This is a genomic window from Idiomarina sp. OXR-189 (assembly GCF_034373425.1).
Taxonomy (GTDB): Bacteria; Pseudomonadota; Gammaproteobacteria; order Enterobacterales; family Alteromonadaceae; genus Idiomarina; species Idiomarina zobellii.
In genome coordinates, this window is record NZ_CP139706.1 from 1,307,393 (window position 1) to 1,321,780 (window position 14,388).

At 45.2% G+C, this 14,388-nt stretch carries 20 protein-coding genes; 5 read left to right on the forward strand and 15 right to left on the reverse strand.

The window, feature by feature from the left end; genetic code table 11:
- Positions 1-97 precede the first annotated feature (97 nt).
- From UM402_RS06485 to UM402_RS06510, 6 genes are all read right to left on the reverse strand, one after another.
- Positions 98-340: a hypothetical protein gene (locus UM402_RS06485; RefSeq protein WP_322295259.1), complete on the reverse strand. Its 243-nt coding sequence runs from the start codon at positions 338-340 to the stop codon at positions 98-100.
- A gap of 46 nt (positions 341-386) precedes the next feature.
- Positions 387-554, reverse strand: coding sequence for a hypothetical protein (locus tag UM402_RS06490; RefSeq protein WP_322295260.1), 168 nt, complete (start codon positions 552-554; stop codon positions 387-389).
- A gap of 236 nt (positions 555-790) precedes the next feature.
- Complete coding sequence (locus UM402_RS06495) at positions 791-1,054, reverse strand: hypothetical protein (protein WP_322295261.1); 264 nt, start codon at positions 1,052-1,054, stop codon at positions 791-793.
- A gap of 185 nt (positions 1,055-1,239) precedes the next feature.
- Positions 1,240-1,950 (reverse strand): hypothetical protein, encoded by a 711-nt coding sequence (locus UM402_RS06500; RefSeq protein WP_322295262.1) that lies wholly within the window; start codon positions 1,948-1,950, stop codon positions 1,240-1,242.
- 114 nt (positions 1,951-2,064) lie between these two features.
- Positions 2,065-2,619: a hypothetical protein gene (locus UM402_RS06505; protein WP_322295263.1), complete on the reverse strand. Its 555-nt coding sequence runs from the start codon at positions 2,617-2,619 to the stop codon at positions 2,065-2,067.
- Between the two features lie 51 nt (positions 2,620-2,670).
- The gene (locus tag UM402_RS06510) at positions 2,671-2,877 is read right to left on the reverse strand and encodes an AlpA family transcriptional regulator (protein WP_322295264.1); all 207 of its coding nucleotides are present in this window, start codon (positions 2,875-2,877) and stop codon (positions 2,671-2,673) included.
- A 134-nt stretch (positions 2,878-3,011) separates the two neighbouring features.
- On the opposite strand from UM402_RS06510, the gene radC reads away from it, so the two are divergent.
- A complete protein-coding gene (gene radC / locus UM402_RS06515) occupies positions 3,012-3,485 on the forward strand; it encodes a RadC family protein (RefSeq protein ID WP_286682648.1) in 474 nt (157 codons plus the stop codon).
- Positions 3,486-3,573: 88 nt separating this feature from the next.
- On the opposite strand, the gene UM402_RS06520 is transcribed toward radC, so the two are convergent.
- A complete protein-coding gene (locus tag UM402_RS06520; protein ID WP_322295265.1) occupies positions 3,574-4,245 on the reverse strand; it encodes a YagK/YfjJ domain-containing protein in 672 nt (223 codons plus the stop codon).
- A 57-nt stretch (positions 4,246-4,302) separates the two neighbouring features.
- On the opposite strand from UM402_RS06520, the gene UM402_RS06525 reads away from it, so the two are divergent.
- Positions 4,303-4,518, forward strand: a complete 216-nt coding sequence (locus UM402_RS06525) for a hypothetical protein (protein ID WP_322295266.1) — start codon at positions 4,303-4,305, stop codon at positions 4,516-4,518.
- Here the strand turns inward: UM402_RS06525 and UM402_RS06530 are convergent.
- Positions 4,513-5,757, reverse strand: a complete 1,245-nt coding sequence (locus UM402_RS06530) for a hypothetical protein (RefSeq protein WP_322295267.1) — start codon at positions 5,755-5,757, stop codon at positions 4,513-4,515. The two genes, UM402_RS06525 and UM402_RS06530, sit on opposite strands and share 6 nt — an antisense overlap.
- Positions 5,758-5,904: 147 nt before the next feature.
- On the opposite strand from UM402_RS06530, the gene UM402_RS06535 reads away from it, so the two are divergent.
- A complete protein-coding gene (locus UM402_RS06535; RefSeq protein WP_322295268.1) occupies positions 5,905-7,059 on the forward strand; it encodes a hypothetical protein in 1,155 nt (384 codons plus the stop codon).
- Between the two features lie 196 nt (positions 7,060-7,255).
- A complete protein-coding gene (locus UM402_RS06540; RefSeq protein ID WP_058579207.1) occupies positions 7,256-7,474 on the forward strand; it encodes an addiction module protein in 219 nt (72 codons plus the stop codon).
- Positions 7,475-7,840: 366 nt separating this feature from the next.
- Here UM402_RS06540 and UM402_RS06545 read toward each other — a convergent pair whose 3' ends face one another.
- The 7 genes from UM402_RS06545 to UM402_RS06575 form a co-directional block, all read right to left on the reverse strand.
- The gene (locus UM402_RS06545; protein ID WP_058579205.1) at positions 7,841-8,206 is read right to left on the reverse strand and encodes a YdbL family protein; all 366 of its coding nucleotides are present in this window, start codon (positions 8,204-8,206) and stop codon (positions 7,841-7,843) included.
- Between the two features lie 18 nt (positions 8,207-8,224).
- A complete protein-coding gene (locus UM402_RS06550; RefSeq protein ID WP_058579204.1) occupies positions 8,225-8,410 on the reverse strand; it encodes a YnbE family lipoprotein in 186 nt (61 codons plus the stop codon).
- A 12-nt stretch (positions 8,411-8,422) separates the two neighbouring features.
- Positions 8,423-10,843, reverse strand: a complete 2,421-nt coding sequence (locus UM402_RS06555) for a YdbH domain-containing protein (RefSeq protein ID WP_058579203.1) — start codon at positions 10,841-10,843, stop codon at positions 8,423-8,425.
- A 10-nt stretch (positions 10,844-10,853) separates the two neighbouring features.
- A complete protein-coding gene (gene alkB, locus UM402_RS06560; RefSeq protein WP_058579202.1) occupies positions 10,854-11,498 on the reverse strand; it encodes a DNA oxidative demethylase AlkB in 645 nt (214 codons plus the stop codon).
- Positions 11,499-11,514: 16 nt separating this feature from the next.
- Positions 11,515-12,114 carry a GNAT family N-acetyltransferase gene (locus tag UM402_RS06565; protein WP_058579201.1) on the reverse strand — a complete coding sequence of 200 codons (600 nt, stop codon included), beginning with the start codon at positions 12,112-12,114 and terminating at the stop codon, positions 11,515-11,517.
- 15 nt (positions 12,115-12,129) lie between these two features.
- On the reverse strand, positions 12,130-12,663 hold the full coding sequence (locus UM402_RS06570) for an acyloxyacyl hydrolase (protein ID WP_058579200.1): 534 nt from the start codon (positions 12,661-12,663) through the stop codon (positions 12,130-12,132).
- Positions 12,664-12,731: 68 nt separating this feature from the next.
- Positions 12,732-13,616: a LysR family transcriptional regulator gene (locus tag UM402_RS06575; protein ID WP_273268574.1), complete on the reverse strand. Its 885-nt coding sequence runs from the start codon at positions 13,614-13,616 to the stop codon at positions 12,732-12,734.
- 82 nt (positions 13,617-13,698) lie between these two features.
- Between UM402_RS06575 and UM402_RS06580 the strand changes: the two genes are divergently transcribed.
- Entirely contained in the window at positions 13,699-14,343 is a 645-nt protein-coding gene (locus tag UM402_RS06580) for a LysE family translocator (RefSeq protein ID WP_053953613.1), read from the forward strand.
- Positions 14,344-14,388 lie beyond the last annotated feature (45 nt).

Below are 14,388 nucleotides of genomic sequence, written 5' to 3' on the forward strand. Positions count from 1 at the left end.
TTCGACGCTGATGCCATGGACACAATAGATAATTTTTAGTAAATGTAAGCCATGCAAAGCCAGCACCTAAAGCGCTTGGCTAAGCTGGCTATACGCATCAAGTGTGATAGTTCTTATAGTTTATTTCTCGTTCTGAATAACCACGCTTTCGGAGCATACTTTTAGCTATGCTTTGCTCCTTGCCTTTAGCCTTCCATGCTGGCTTGTTGGCTATATCAAGGAGTTCCTTGTCACTCTTACCTCGAAGCCGTTTTACCTCATCCGTTACCTCTGAGGCATGTTCAGACGCAGTCGATATAACTTCCTTGCCAACCTTAAATACCGTATCCCAAAATCCCATTTATAGTCCCTCACAAAAAAGCAGTCTAATCACTCTGTTTCAGTATTCATTCGTCATCGACCTTGCCATCACCATCACAGTACGGGCATTCGATGCGTACACGGGAATCGCCTCCACAGGTGGGACAGCTTTCTGGATGAGGGCCACCACCGTGGTCTAACGGGCAAGGAATTTCACCGCGACCACGGCACTCAGGACAGTTGACTTTCGACATGATTATCTCCGTTTAATATCAGTTGCTTGAGTAGCTTCTCAACATTTCACTAATACAGTCAACAGGCCTTGTGTGGCGTGGTTTTGAGGGTGATGGGTTGGTGATATTTTATGTGTTTTCAGTCATCGTAATTGAGTAGTTAATCCCTAAAAATTTTTTCAGGTGTTTTTAGTGGTGAGAAGTTTCGAGGATGGGACGTAGGGGCCCATGATAATGACATGGGCCAGTTGAACTATTCATTGTAGGCGGGTAGCACCGTCAACCGAGAATTGCTCATCTTCATTGATGTTCTGTTCAACGCCAACGGGGAAGTCCCAGTGGGCATGATGAACGGAGATTTCTTGACCGCATTCGCACTTGAACACTCCATCGCCCTTGACGTACGTTGCTTCACCAACACCACTTGTATCAGCTTCGACTGGTTGATAGGTTCCGATAGCGTTTAGTAATTGCCGCTTGGTGTAGGTCTTCTTGCAACTGTCGCACGCAAACTGTTCCATGTAGTACTCCTTTTACATTTCTAGGAACTGTTAACGCTAGCTGAGGTGAGCTTGATTTTCAATGGTAGGTCTTTTTATCCGTAAGATTTGTCAGTATTTTTGGTTTTCTCGTCACTGACTAGTTTTGAAACCTGTCAAAAGAGCGTAGGTTGAAGCTGACTTTAGGTTTAGTCAGCTCCGGGCGTTTAGCTATCGCTGTCTTTATCTCGATCTTCCTTTTTCTTATCCGAGTTTTTGTTAGTGACACTGAGCTGCTCCGCAAGGGGGATAGCGTGGTCAATTGCGATGCGTTTATTGGAAGTGATGTCCATTTTGCCATCGTTGAGTTGCACGTAACTATTGATGTATTTATCCAGGGAGCCAATTGGAATTTGAATGTGTAACCCCTTTACTACTTTATCTATTTTAGTCGCTGAAGTTGTTTCAATCGCTTTGAATAGAAGAGGATAAATTTTGTCAGGCATGTAGTAGCCATGTGACTTCAAATAGACGGTTACAACACGCGCTAGATATTTATAGAAACGCTCAGCTGACTCTGGTTTTTCCGGTGCTAACCGAGCGGCTTGATACGCGAATGACGCAATGTAAACGAAAGGGTCTGGCGCTTCCGTAGCGGCGATTAAATGCGAACGTATTATAGACCGTAAGTGATTTTTCATTACCCGTTGGCAGTCTGTATCCCAGGCCGAAGAGTCTAAGGAGCTTTGCACAGCCTCTAATAATTCTCTGGTAATAGGTGTTACATTGAGTTCCTCTATCGGTACACCTGCTTCATACGCATCATCGAGTCGAACTTGGCGCATTTCCTTTGATGCATGGTCGTAGACAGAAACGAGTGGCATGTATGCTCTACGAAAACCGGTATCAACATAGCCTTCTTGTGGATCGAATTTCAAAACGTTACTCCTTGTTTTGGGTGAACTGGAGTAATCGAATTGATAATTAGTGATGATTAATTACCCCAGTGCGAGAGGGTGACATTACTTTCTTACTTTTGCAGATTCAATGGCTTAGTCGTTTACAAGGTTGTCCCATTGAATGCCTTTGCAGCCCGACACAGTAAAGTGTTTTCGTAGGCTCTCTAAACCGCGTGTAATCGGCCCGAATCTGATAGGCGACTGCATTGACTGCTCTGCGACTTTAAACGCGTTACCAGCTGTTAGATACTCTTCTGAACTATCAATGATGGTCTGTGCATATTCGCGCATGAGTCGCGGTGCGAATTTATCGGCGGTAGTCCAGTCATCGCGCATTACGTTAAACAATATTTGGTTATCGCCACGCATCGGTATGCCGTATTGATTCAGAAACAGCATGGTTACAGCAAATGCAGTCTCTGCGGCCCGGTTAGTGTCCTCCGTCCAATAAGAGTGAGTCAAGCGAACTCCATACTCAGCTGCAATAAAAAACACCGAGTCTAAGTTCACTTCGGAATCACAGTACTCTCGGTCAATTGCTTCGCATACATCGAACAGTTGGGTGTAGTTTGGTGGGTGAGTAGTCTCACGGTGCATGGCTTGATGTATGTTGATAATATCCGTTGGCATGATTAGGCGTAAAATCATATTCGTCTCCAGTAGATAAGTGGCGGCGGGATGCCGCCATTCAGAATGGGATTAACAATGCATTTCAGGAATGACATCGCCGCGTTCATCAGCGATACGCTGCATCATCCACTCGTCGACTTCAGCATCTATCCAGGCAACCTTTTTACCGAGGATTCTTACTGGCTTTGGAAACGAACCCTCATTAACCATCTTGTAGATTGTGGTGCGTCCTAACCCAATACGTTGTTTTACTTCTTCGATTCTCAAAAATTTCATTGTTATTACCTCTGTTTGGTTTATCTCAGAGGATTCGCAGGGTCTGTAACGAATAACCATGAACGACGAATCCAATCAATTTCAGGCCTATATCACGCACGTGCATTCAAGAATCGAAAAAATGGAGACACAAAATGCACGAGCAAAACGCTGAGTATGTAACGAATGGGCCGATGACTGAGGTTGATGTGCTGAATAAAGCGTCTGAGATCTTGGAGACGAAGTTTTTGAAGGGGGAGGGCTTTACCAGCCCGTCTGCGGCAAAAGACTTCCTGAGATACAAGCTGGCGCATCAAAAGCGTGAAGTGTTCGCTGTGATGTTGATGGATTCACAGCACCGGCTGATTGAGTACAAAGAGCTGTTCTTTGGGACTATCAACGCCGCCCCGGTGTATCCCCGAGAGGTGATGAAGGAAGTGCTTCAGCAAAACGCTGCAGCCATCATCCTGGCGCACAACCACCCATCGGGTGTGACCGAGCCATCGGAAGCTGACAAGCGTGTGACGACGCGTATCAAGGACGCACTCAATCACATAGACGTCCCCGTGCTTGACCACATCGTAGTAGGCCAAGACACGGTTTCATTTGCTGAAAGGGGATTGTTGTAGTTGTAATGCCGCTAAGCGCGTAGAAGAGGTTTTCCCTGGGCCTCTTCTGCGTTGCTTGGTGCCTTATGGTGGCGCTTTATTTTTTGTCCTATTTGCGGCTTGTGGTGAACGCAGGGCGTCCCCGACGATAAAGCGTCGTCTTTTCCTTGCATAAGTAACTGAAATGTCGAAATGCCTTTTGATGGTCAGGGTCAAAAGAGTTTAACGGACCGTGTAGACGATAGTAAGACGGGGTAGTGCCGTGTATGAGGCATTCAGTTGTGCACTCACTAACATCAACGACGTTATGCCAGGCCTCTCTGATGATAATCGCTAACTCCGAATTATCACCAGGGCCAAGATGACCAACTCGCATGAACATGTCGTTATTTACAAACAGTACGACGTGGTAGTGTTCATGAACTGCGTCAGGTGTCTGTTCGACCTTCTGCACGTAACGCACGTTGCACCGATGCCAGCGTTTGCCTTCTCGTTGCTTCTGCTTGATTTTGGTGTTGATACGCTCTTGCACCGAGCCTATAAATCGCTCTATAGGAGACTTAGCGCTAACGGGCATACCTGCAACAGGCACTTTCAGGTCAAATCGGACTGCTAACGTCCTGGGATGGTCATCCAGAGCTCTCTTAATCGTGCTGTGAAGCGCATTAAGCCCTTCCTCGATATAAGGACTGTGTTGCTTCCATAAGGACACTCCCTTGAAGGTCGCTTGGTTATAAAGTCGTTGGTTACGGTTAAATGGATTACGGATGTATTCGCTCATTCTTACCTCTTTGATCACGATGGATTCATAAGAGATCTGATGCTGTAATTTTTAACCATGAGTCAGACGGTAAGCTTGGGGGCTTACCTATCACCGGCTGTGCATTGGTTACTAGACGTACCAATGAATGATGTACACAGTAGTAGTTATAAGTATTACTATTACCGACATTGCGAGGGTAAGAAACATGCGGTGGAGCTAATGCCGAATGATCAGTACTCCGGAGTCAAAAGCAGTGTTGGTCGTCCGGGGAAGTTAATATCTAGCTTATAGCTCATCAGGAGTGACCAATAGTTGAAATCGAGCCCCTGTGCATGGGAAATTTGCTAGGCGTATTTCATGCACCCTCGGCATCTCCTTTAAACCCGATTCGAGGTGCTTCCAACCTGATTGTAATAGAATCTCACAAACGAGGATTGCGAGGGACCGTAAATAGCTTTTCTCATCAAAGCTGAGCGACTCTATAAATTTCGTATCAAAGGATTCCATACTTTCCGTGTATGTCTTGCTTATGGACTCGAGTAACTGCGAACTGTCCTTGTCTAAGTTGCCCAGTGACTTGTATACGTTATCTAAAAGTTCAGCATACTCGCGGTAGAAAGCGTCAAGCTTTTGGGGGATGCTGATCCATGTGAAATTGATCCCCTTATGTTTAGAGTAAATAAAAAGCGCCAGCTCTGCAGCATTAGCGGCAGCTGTTCGAACGCGGTCCAATGCCTGTAAGTTTCTCGTCTTCTCTATATTGGGTAATTCGGAATGAACCAAATGCTTAGGTCGCTTTAGGCTGAATAGATTGGCTACTTTTAAAGGTTGAAGCACAAAATCAATGAATTTTGCATTAATGACTCGCGTATCCGGCGGGATAGTTGATTTTAAGGTGTCACACTCAAGCAACATGTAAGTCGATGTAGGTCGATCCATGATCCCTTTCTGGTGCCACCCAGGCAATACAGAAATCAAACGGAGGTGAACCAATAGTCGGCGTGTTTGGTTAATGTACTCAATGCTCGCGCCTGTTAACTTACTCAAGTCTCTAGTAGATACCCCACGAACACATTGGTACTCGTCGGCTTGGACCGTCAAGGCGGCCAATACGAGTAAGGCTGTATTCTTGTTAAAAGCAGTGGCTAGATTCTCTGGCACTCCATTACTCTGCTCCCCTGAAAATCTTAGCCAGGTCTTATATAGCGAAATAACTCTTTGAGACGCTGCCACCGTCGGTTTACGTGACAGGCTTACCATCTCCTTTAACTTGGTTTCGTTAATGCTCAACAAACGCTTTTTCCCTGGCGGACGAGTATAGCTTTGCAGTAAATAATCAGCTTGGACTAAACGCTTTAAACTGCGCTGAATCGTTACACGTGGAATCCCCATTTGACGGCTCATTTGGTCGAGAGAAATATCCAAATGATCTGAACCCTGCAGTTGATCAGTTAGGCGGATTAGCATTAATCTGTCAGTCTGCTTAAGCGTATTGTCTCGTATCAAACTGATTGTAGTATGTGGGTGCATCTGGATTGTCATTATAATAGTATCAATTTCTTGTATGTTCAGATTATAACTATATACATCTTAAAGATATACATCTACTTATAGTGACGTTTATAGCTTCCGTTGATAAATTAGTTTATATATTAAAGATATAGAAAGGAAAACTAGATGGTTAAAGGAAGAAAGCCTGAAGAGTTGGCTTTTTGGTGCCAAAAAAATAAGAAAGAGAAGAGCGAAAGAGAGGACCTGGCAAAGGACCACCTGATACCAGTAATACGTGATCATCGACCAGCTGCTGAGCTCAAACAACAGTCAGTCGCAGAGCTTGTTGAGCTGTACCGACAAAACGTTGGAGAGGGTGACTTAAGGGAAATAACCAAAGACGTAAAGCGTGCTTGGTACAACCGGAAAAGTAAGGCAAGAGAGTACTTCCCTGTTAAGTTGAATGCCAAACAGCGAAAGAGCTTAGAGACGCTCTATAAATCTGAAGCCTACGGCGCTGGCTCAATGTCTGAGGTTATAACCAGGCTGATTGAAGAGGCGCGTACGATACAGCAGCACGACAGCGAGCTTCGCAAGTCGCTAAAGCGTTACAATGACCGTGGTGATGAGCTAACCCAAATGAGACTTGGCGATAAACATCAAAGAGAAAAGGACCGACTGCAAAAGCAGCTTGATAAACGTCAAGAAAAAGTCACGCGGCTTGAAGCAGAGATGACCACGCTGAAACAGTTAAATGCCGATTTAGAGGCTGAGCTATTAGACGTGCTAGTACATAATCGTTTGCAAGCCATTGTCCTGGCAGAGAGTAGTATCGATGTTAGCCAAGCGTATCAGCAGATTGATAATGACAAAGTCAGAGTCGATATGTCTAAGGACTTTAAGTCTCGGTTGACCGCAATCAAATCTAAACGCTCTAAACTTAATTCTGGGTATTACATGACTACAGGTGGGGGTGACGCTTCTGATGATGAAAACGGTTTGGAAGACCAAGCAGCGGAGGACCATGATGAGTCCAAAGCGGTCAGTAGCAATGATAATGTTTCTCAGGATTTATCGTGTGATGAGTCGATGAATGATAACGGTGATGTAGAGCCTGTAGATGACCCAAACCCAATCACTAAAGAGGTAAAAGAAAAGGTGAGGGAAAGCCGTGAACTTAACTTGGATGGCGAAAGCGTTGAGGATTGTGAGCCAGGCAACTCAAGTGGCCAACGCTCAAAATTGACTAAAGTGCAGTCGGGTGCGAAGCGAATGGCTAACTATGGTAAGTGGCGAAAAAAGACAGCAACAAGAACGCCACCAAACGGTGACGACAATTAAGTATACCATTTCATTTTTGGTTTATAATCCGTGGTGCTATATGCGGTGCTACACTTAAGAATTTATTTTGATTTATATTATTAAATCATAACCTTAGGGCGATAATTTAACTCCGGCCCCGGGCACCAATTCCGTATAAAATAAATAAATTTGATGCTAAACTCTTTTGTATCTAATTGGTACAAGGCGTTTCATTATGGACATCAAAGACATCCTTGAAAGCACTAAGCATTTGTCCGGCAACGACAAAGCTAAGCTTGCTCATTGTTTGATCTCTTCTTTAGATACAGCTCAAGATGATAATGTCGATGGCGCTTGGGCAGAACTGGCCGAAGAGCGACTGTCTCAACTTAATAGCGGGGCAGTAAAAGGCGTTTCATGGTCCGAAATTAAAGAGCAAGTAAAAGGCAAGTAATTGAAGCCTCTTACCTTTCACCCTAATGTAGCTCACGAAGTTGGTGCCGCGTATCATTGGTATGAAAGCCATGCAAAAGGGCTTGGGGGATGACTTTTTCTCAGAGTTGGAAGCCTCCTATAAAGTCATATCTGAATACCCAGAAGCTTGGCCTACTTTTTACTCTCGTTTTAAGCGCTATGTACTCAACAGGTTCCCATTTTCCATCATCTTTAGTGTAAAAGGTGACTCCATCTTTGTTATAGCGGTTATGAATAACAGGCGGAAGCCGGGGTATTGGCATAGTAGGGCTCAATAGGTAAAAAGCGAGGAAAAAATTCCTCGCCTCTTCAACGCACTCCTTATACTTTATAGGTTCTACCGTTGTTAAGGCTTCTTCTTCCACTGACCATCAACCTTCACAAAATGCCCTGGCTGTGTGCGTTCAATGGCGCGTTTGCCGGCCAGTAGCTCAACATCAGCAACGGCAATGTCGTTTTCTTCTGCTATGCGGGCATATTCCTGACGTCTGGCTTCATTTATTTGTTCTGCTATTTGCTTTGCCTGCGCAGAGGGCTTAACAACGCCTAAATAACCATTAGGCTGCTCGCCAACCCAGCCTTTATCTTTGGCTGATGACAGCTCGTCCATGGCTTCTTGTAAGGTTATTTCCTGTGCGTAACTTGCTGTTGGCACGCTCATGCCTGAAATAGAAAGTAGGGCGACGAACGCACTAATCGTTAGTTTTTTCATGTCACAATCCTTTGAAAATTAAAATAAACCGCTCGACTCTGAAATAACGTCGTCGAGTGCTTTGTCGACTTTGACGTAAATTTCATGCTCAATTTTCACGTTCAAATTAATGGTTATTGGCTCTTTCGGAGCTGCCACCTGAACCGTAGGGGTGCAGGCGGACATGAGCAACGCCGATGCTGTAATGACAAGCAATTGTTTCATATCGTCCTCTGATTAATTGACCCGTTGCTGGATCCGTTTACGAATAACATCACTCACGCTATTACTCAGCTGTATGCCTTTAATGAGCGCAGGCAGGTCTTCCTCTAAAGTGACGTTTAATTTTACCTTACGACCATTTTCAACGGCTGGATTATATCCGTTCAGCTGTAACTCTAAGGTTAGCTCACCGTTCTTGTCATAGCCAACGACACTCGACAGCTCTTGGTAGTAAAAGTCCTCCAGTACGCTGGCAAGTGTTTTCAGACTTGGGTTTGTACCAACGGCAGAACGCAACGCCGAAGAGTCTACCTGCAAATGCCCGCCAGGTGCGACAGCACTTAAATAGCCTTTTTCCACCGTTAACTGCTGAGAGTCCCAAACAAGGGGGATGGTTCCCGAAATTTCGCCTTCTATCGCAATTCGGTTACTTGGGTACTGGCGCATGAGTTCACCGAGGTTGATACGCTCGAAGACAATAGGTACACGCATTTCGTCGGTAAACTGATAAGTTTGCTCTGATATTCTAACCGAGCCTCCCAGTGCTTTAATGCTATGGCTATTGAGCTGCACTGTACTGTTTCGCAGGTTCTTGAAAGGAATGACGCCGGCAAGCTCAGCTTCTACAGGACCAATAGTAAACCCTTGCTGGATACTGCCGAGGTATAAACTTGCCTGTTGAAAACTCAAACGCTCTGGAGTCGCGTTAAATTGAGTGTTCAAATTAGCGTTGGTCACAGACGTTGTGTCATATATGGCATCGATGGACTGTAAGTTTGCGTCTCCTTCATCAATGCTCCATTTTCCTGTTTCTAAATTGCCTGACAGCCTAAAGCCCGCCGTAGCGGTGCCTTTGTTTAGCGTTAATAATGGGAGAGTGTCTTGTATCAGCGGTGACAATTGTGCCTGTAAGTCTGCTTGCGCTAAGTCATGAATGTTTATATCTATATTCGAGGTCAATCTTAAATCTTCTGTCAGTGTGCTGCTATGATTGAATGCCGCGCCCTGAGCTAATTCAATAGTGCCTTCGGCGTCAACACGGCCGTTTTTGTAATGGATATTATGCGAGAGTTGAGGCTTTAAACTCTGAAAGCCTGCTACTTTTATCGCAACATTATTAACTTCCGTTGTCAGGTTTGCTGTTGCCGTTTCGGGGGCGGTAAAAGGTATTTCTGCAAAGAACGTTGGAATTAAGAAGTCAGCATTGGCAAATTCTGATTCGGCGAAAAACGAAGAGGGGGGCTTTGAGCTAATCATCAGCTTATCGCTCTTGAGCGTTATGTCAGCGTTTAAGGCTAAGTCACTTAACGTATTAAGTTTGAGTGGACTTATGGCGTCAATATTATGTACTACAATTCTGTCGGCACTTAGATTAGTTTTTGGGAGTTCAAGCCGAACAAACTGAGCGTCATTTTGAACGAAGTGACCCGCCATAGTTACCCTAGCGCGAGAGACGTCTTTGCCGTCAAGCGCTGCACTCAGCTGAACCGGCCAGGCTGTTTTATTCAATATTTGTTGATAGCTTAATGGTTCAAGCGCTAAAGAGTCCTGACTGGTAAGTTGCCACTTTACCGTGCTTATTTCTAAAGGCAGAGCTGGCCACTGTGTCAGGTTGCCACTGAGACTTAAGTCATAGTTTTCAATAACGCCGCTTTTAACGTTGAAAAGCATACTTCCGTCAGCAACCGATGTAACGCCTGACGCAGCGACACTCACAGGCTGCTGTAATTTTAAGGTGAATTTGCCGGAAGTCGCGTTAATGAGGCCTTCTGCATCGGCTAATTCGGTTTCTGGTGAAAACGAGCCTTCGGCATTAAGCAATAGAGCAATGCGTTCGTTTTTTACAAACTCAGATGCTTGAGCAAGTTGCTCGGTTGGAACCTTTGCTGAACCTTCAATACTCCATTCACCACTAATAAGCTCGTAATTGGCGTTGAAGTGGCCAAGGTTATGCTCTATATCGATCGATAAAATTGAGTTGTCGCGAGAGAGATGAATAGCGAGTGCCTCAGGATGAGAAAGGCTTAAACTGAGGTTAGGGCGCTTTGTGTTTAATGTTACTTCCCCCTGAAGCGGTGAATACCTTTTAAAAAGTTCGCCTTTCAGCGTGACGTTTTTAAGAATAACCGTTTCAGGAAGCCAGCTTGGTACAGGCGTGTTTAGTAGCTTTTTAATGGTAAGCGGTGTGGCAGCTGAGTTCGACGTGGAGGATGACGGTAACTCGTTCACTGTCACACTTAACTGTTCAATGACCACTCGCTCTTTGGACAGCGAACCGATGCTTATCGACCAGTCCTCGACACCGACTTTTGTCAATTCACGGTTAGCTATCGACAGGCCGATTAATAGCCCAATGCCAATAAACAGGACAAGTGTCAGTAAGACACTGCCGGTAATGGCTAATAGACGCCAAAGCATGGGCTTAATGTCAGGCATTTACCGACCCTTACCTTACTCTGAAGGTTAAGTTCACGCGGACATTGCGGGTGAGTGGATGTTGGCCGTTAGCGAGTTTTTTTACGCCGTGGTAACGAAGACGATCGGGGCCGCCCCAGACAAGTACGTCACCATGTTGCAACGTCACTTTTTGTGGACTGCCACCTCGTTTGAGGCCTCCCCAGAGAAAAGTAACGGGTAAGCCAAACGAGAAAGATACAATAGGCTGTGAAAAGTCGGACTCGTCTTTGTCCTGATGAAGTCCCATAGCAGCGCCGGGATGGTAAACGTTAATTAAGCAGGCATTGGGAGAAAACGATTCAAATCCACACTTTGCCGCTGCCTTTTCAGCAAGTGTTTCTAGCGTTTCGGGCATAGGCGGCCAGGGCTTCTCAGTTATTGGGTCTGTGTCTGTGTAGCGATAGCCCTTTTTGTCGGTTATCCAGCCAAAGTCGCCGCAGCTGCTGGTACGTACTGACATTTTACCGCCCCCGGGCGTCACAAACTGTCTTAGTGGTGACTGTTTAATAACGTCCCTGAGGTGGCTTAAAATAGTATCTGCCTGAGGTTCGACATAGCCATGAAGTAGGTAGGCACGTTCACTAAACTGTGTAACCTCCTGTTTCTCGCTTGCAAATAAGTCGAGTGATGCCATAGCTCACCAAATCCGGTTAGAGTGCACGACTCATAATTAGGCGATCTTCACCCGGACCTAAGTAATCCTGAATGGTTTCTATAACTGAAAAGCCCGCTTGTTTATATAATTTGATGGCAGCGGCATTGTCCGGAGCCACACTGAGCTCCAGTGTTTTCCAACTGCTTTTAGCCGCCGATTTAATAGTCTGCTCCAACAATATACGGCCAAGCCCCTGAGCTTGAAAGCTTTTACCAATAAGCAAAGACATTAAGGTTGCCCGGCTGCCATCGAGCGGCACGATAAGGCTGTAACCGGCAACTTTTTCGTCACTTTTTATGGTTAAAAAACCTCTAGGCCATTGTCGTAGGGCTTGGTAAAAAAACAAGCTGGAGTAGGCGTCGTTGTCATAAAGCTGCTTTTCAAAAAAAGCGAGCCGGGCAATATCGTCAGAAGCTGCGCTTTGTACTGTCACAGGTACATCGTTTTTACCCGCTTGTGCCAGCGAGCCGACGCACAGCCGGCACTCGCCGGAAGCCGGCGCAGAGCCTTCAACATAACGGAGTTTATGAGAGGCGCTCTCTCTGTTACTGGATACTTGATAAACTCTGTCTCGTGAAGGTGTATCGCTGCTCATAATAGCCTTTATTAGTTAAAAAGGGTGAACCCAGCTAAGCCAGAAAAAATCGAGGCCGTCGTTAGGGCGCTTAATGTCTGCATTAGAATAATGAGTATAGCCAAAGTCAATGCGAGCGTCAGAGTCTTTGCTGAACTGCCAGGACAACGAGATACGATCTTCAAACTGAAACTTGGTTGAGAGCTTTCTGTTACCGAGGCTGGTCTTATCGAAATAACTGCCGCCAATACCCGCTTCTAAATAAAGCGGTCGCTCTGAGCCGGCTATATGCCAGGAAGCAACAGGGCTTATTGTAAACGCCGTAATGTTGTCAGATGTATCATTCGAGTCCTGCCAATGGTTTAACCCCATATCCACATAAAGCTTAGGCGAACCAAAAAAGCCTGGCATTTCTATAGGAATGTCGGTAAAGCGATAGGCCACACGAGCGCCACGGAATTGATCGGTTGAATAGGAAGCCGTAAAACTGACTTCATCAGCCAGCGTAGAGGTTGAAGCTAAACTACTTGATAATAATAAGGCACTTAGAAGCGAAATACGTCTTAACATGTCGCTCTCTTAATGGTTGATTAAAAGTGCCTTTATTTTACATACATCCATGAATGTATGTAAATGACTTATTGGTTAATTAATTGTAACCACTTAATAAAAGCGACTAGGGCAACTGACTGGCGCTTCCGTTTTTTGTAAAATACCGAGAGTGGCGACTTAATTGGCTGTGCATACTCACGGAAAGGCGTTAAATGAGATAGTTGAGCGGTTAACAGGCTGCTATCGACTAAGGTCACGGCTTTTTCTGTTTGAGCTAAGTCCAGGGACATGTAAAAGTCATCGCAATGTATAATACGCTGGTTTTTAAGTTTGGACTGGTTTGCTTCGGCCAATTTGGTATGTTCCGGATTATCTGGGTTAATTATCCAGCTTTGGTGATATGGCGTGTCATTGGTTGAGATAGCCGATACCGGAACAAGATCATTTTTCGATAAACGCTGACTTTGCAAGTGTTTGTCGTTTATCTGACCATAGCCAATAGCAATATCCCAACTTTGATGTTGTACGGCAGAGACCATGTCAGCGGCATGTTCACCGGCAAAGTAGTCAGCACAGCGGGTAAAGTTTAATTGTATATGCGGGTAAAGGGCATGAAAGTCCTCGAGCTTATCGGCTAACCAAAAGCGGAAACGTTCAGAGCTTATAGCAACGGTCAGCTGAGTTGTTGTGTTATCACTCAAACTTCGGGTACGCTCTATAGCACGCTCTAATTGATCAAATATTTGTTCAATTTGTGGGGCTAACTCAAGCGCTACCGGTGTTAATGAGTGTACTCGGTTATCACGCTGGAAAAGTCGCATGTCGAGCTGCTCTTCAAGCGCTTGAATTTGACGGGTAACGGCCGACTGAGTCACTCCAAGTTGTTGTGCAGCCTGCTTAAAAGACCCGCTTCTGGCCGCAACATCAAAGACTCGAAGTGCATTAAGTGAAGGAAACTTTGCTTTTTTCATATTAATTATTTGGTATTTGTAATTAACAAAATGTAACTTTGATTCTCGCAGGTAAGTTACTGGAAAACAAGGAAGGAATACGTTGTCGTACTGGAGTGAGTTTTTAACTATTGCGTTAATTCATTTGTTTGCTGTCGCAAGTCCGGGCCCCGATTTTGCGGTTGTGTCGCGCTACAGCTTGAGCTTTGGCAGAAAAGCGGGTTACTGGGTAGCGCTGGGTATCGCTACCGGTATTATTATTCACGTTGCGTACTCGCTGGTCGGTGTGGCACTCATTATTCACCAAACTCCCTGGTTGTATCAGACCTTGCTGGTGGTAGGCGCGTTGTATCTTGGGTTTATTGGTACCCAAGCGATAAAAGCAAAGCCGCGAACGACAATGTCCAGCGACGAATTTGAGGCCATAAAGCCGAAAAAGCGCAAAGCTTTTATTGTCGGTTTTATCACTAACGGTTTGAACGTTAAGGCAACTCTGTTTTTCCTGACGTTATTTACGACTATTATCGCACCAGAAACTCCTTTTTCAGTTAAGTTTGGTTATGGGGTTTATTTGGTTATAGCAACCGGCGCCTGGTTTTTGTTTTTAACCTGGCTACTAACTCAGCCCGCTATTTTTAAACGGGTTTGGCGTTACAGCCATTGGGTAGACAGAGCCATGGGGCTGGCGCTTATATTGTTGTCTGCTAAGTTACTTTGGGAATGGTTTTTACTTATCGAGCTTATCTGAGCCGGGCTTTCGGGTTATACTGAGTAAAATTTTAGAGAACAGCAA

Excerpts from the sequence above, each read along its gene's own strand:
- UM402_RS06485 (WP_322295259.1), bottom strand. The coding sequence starts at position 340 with ATGGGATTTTGGGATACGGTATTTAAGGTTGGCAAGGAAGTTATATCG.
- UM402_RS06490 (WP_322295260.1), bottom strand. The coding sequence starts at position 554 with ATGTCGAAAGTCAACTGTCCTGAGTGCCGTGGTCGCGGTGAAATTCCT.
- UM402_RS06495 (WP_322295261.1), bottom strand. The coding sequence starts at position 1,054 with ATGGAACAGTTTGCGTGCGACAGTTGCAAGAAGACCTACACCAAGCGG.
- UM402_RS06505 (WP_322295263.1), bottom strand. The coding sequence starts at position 2,619 with ATGATTTTACGCCTAATCATGCCAACGGATATTATCAACATACATCAA.
- UM402_RS06510 (WP_322295264.1), bottom strand. The coding sequence starts at position 2,877 with ATGAAATTTTTGAGAATCGAAGAAGTAAAACAACGTATTGGGTTAGGA.
- radC (WP_286682648.1), top strand. The coding sequence starts at position 3,012 with ATGCACGAGCAAAACGCTGAGTATGTAACGAATGGGCCGATGACTGAG.
- UM402_RS06520 (WP_322295265.1), bottom strand. The coding sequence starts at position 4,245 with ATGAGCGAATACATCCGTAATCCATTTAACCGTAACCAACGACTTTAT.
- UM402_RS06525 (WP_322295266.1), top strand. The coding sequence starts at position 4,303 with ATGAGTCAGACGGTAAGCTTGGGGGCTTACCTATCACCGGCTGTGCAT.
- UM402_RS06530 (WP_322295267.1), bottom strand. The coding sequence starts at position 5,757 with ATGCACCCACATACTACAATCAGTTTGATACGAGACAATACGCTTAAG.
- UM402_RS06535 (WP_322295268.1), top strand. The coding sequence starts at position 5,905 with ATGGTTAAAGGAAGAAAGCCTGAAGAGTTGGCTTTTTGGTGCCAAAAA.
- UM402_RS06540 (WP_058579207.1), top strand. The coding sequence starts at position 7,256 with ATGGACATCAAAGACATCCTTGAAAGCACTAAGCATTTGTCCGGCAAC.
- UM402_RS06545 (WP_058579205.1), bottom strand. The coding sequence starts at position 8,206 with ATGAAAAAACTAACGATTAGTGCGTTCGTCGCCCTACTTTCTATTTCA.
- UM402_RS06550 (WP_058579204.1), bottom strand. The coding sequence starts at position 8,410 with ATGAAACAATTGCTTGTCATTACAGCATCGGCGTTGCTCATGTCCGCC.
- UM402_RS06555 (WP_058579203.1), bottom strand. The coding sequence starts at position 10,843 with ATGCCTGACATTAAGCCCATGCTTTGGCGTCTATTAGCCATTACCGGC.
- alkB (WP_058579202.1), bottom strand. The coding sequence starts at position 11,498 with ATGGCATCACTCGACTTATTTGCAAGCGAGAAACAGGAGGTTACACAG.
- UM402_RS06565 (WP_058579201.1), bottom strand. The coding sequence starts at position 12,114 with ATGAGCAGCGATACACCTTCACGAGACAGAGTTTATCAAGTATCCAGT.
- UM402_RS06570 (WP_058579200.1), bottom strand. The coding sequence starts at position 12,663 with ATGTTAAGACGTATTTCGCTTCTAAGTGCCTTATTATTATCAAGTAGT.
- UM402_RS06575 (WP_273268574.1), bottom strand. The coding sequence starts at position 13,616 with ATGAAAAAAGCAAAGTTTCCTTCACTTAATGCACTTCGAGTCTTTGAT.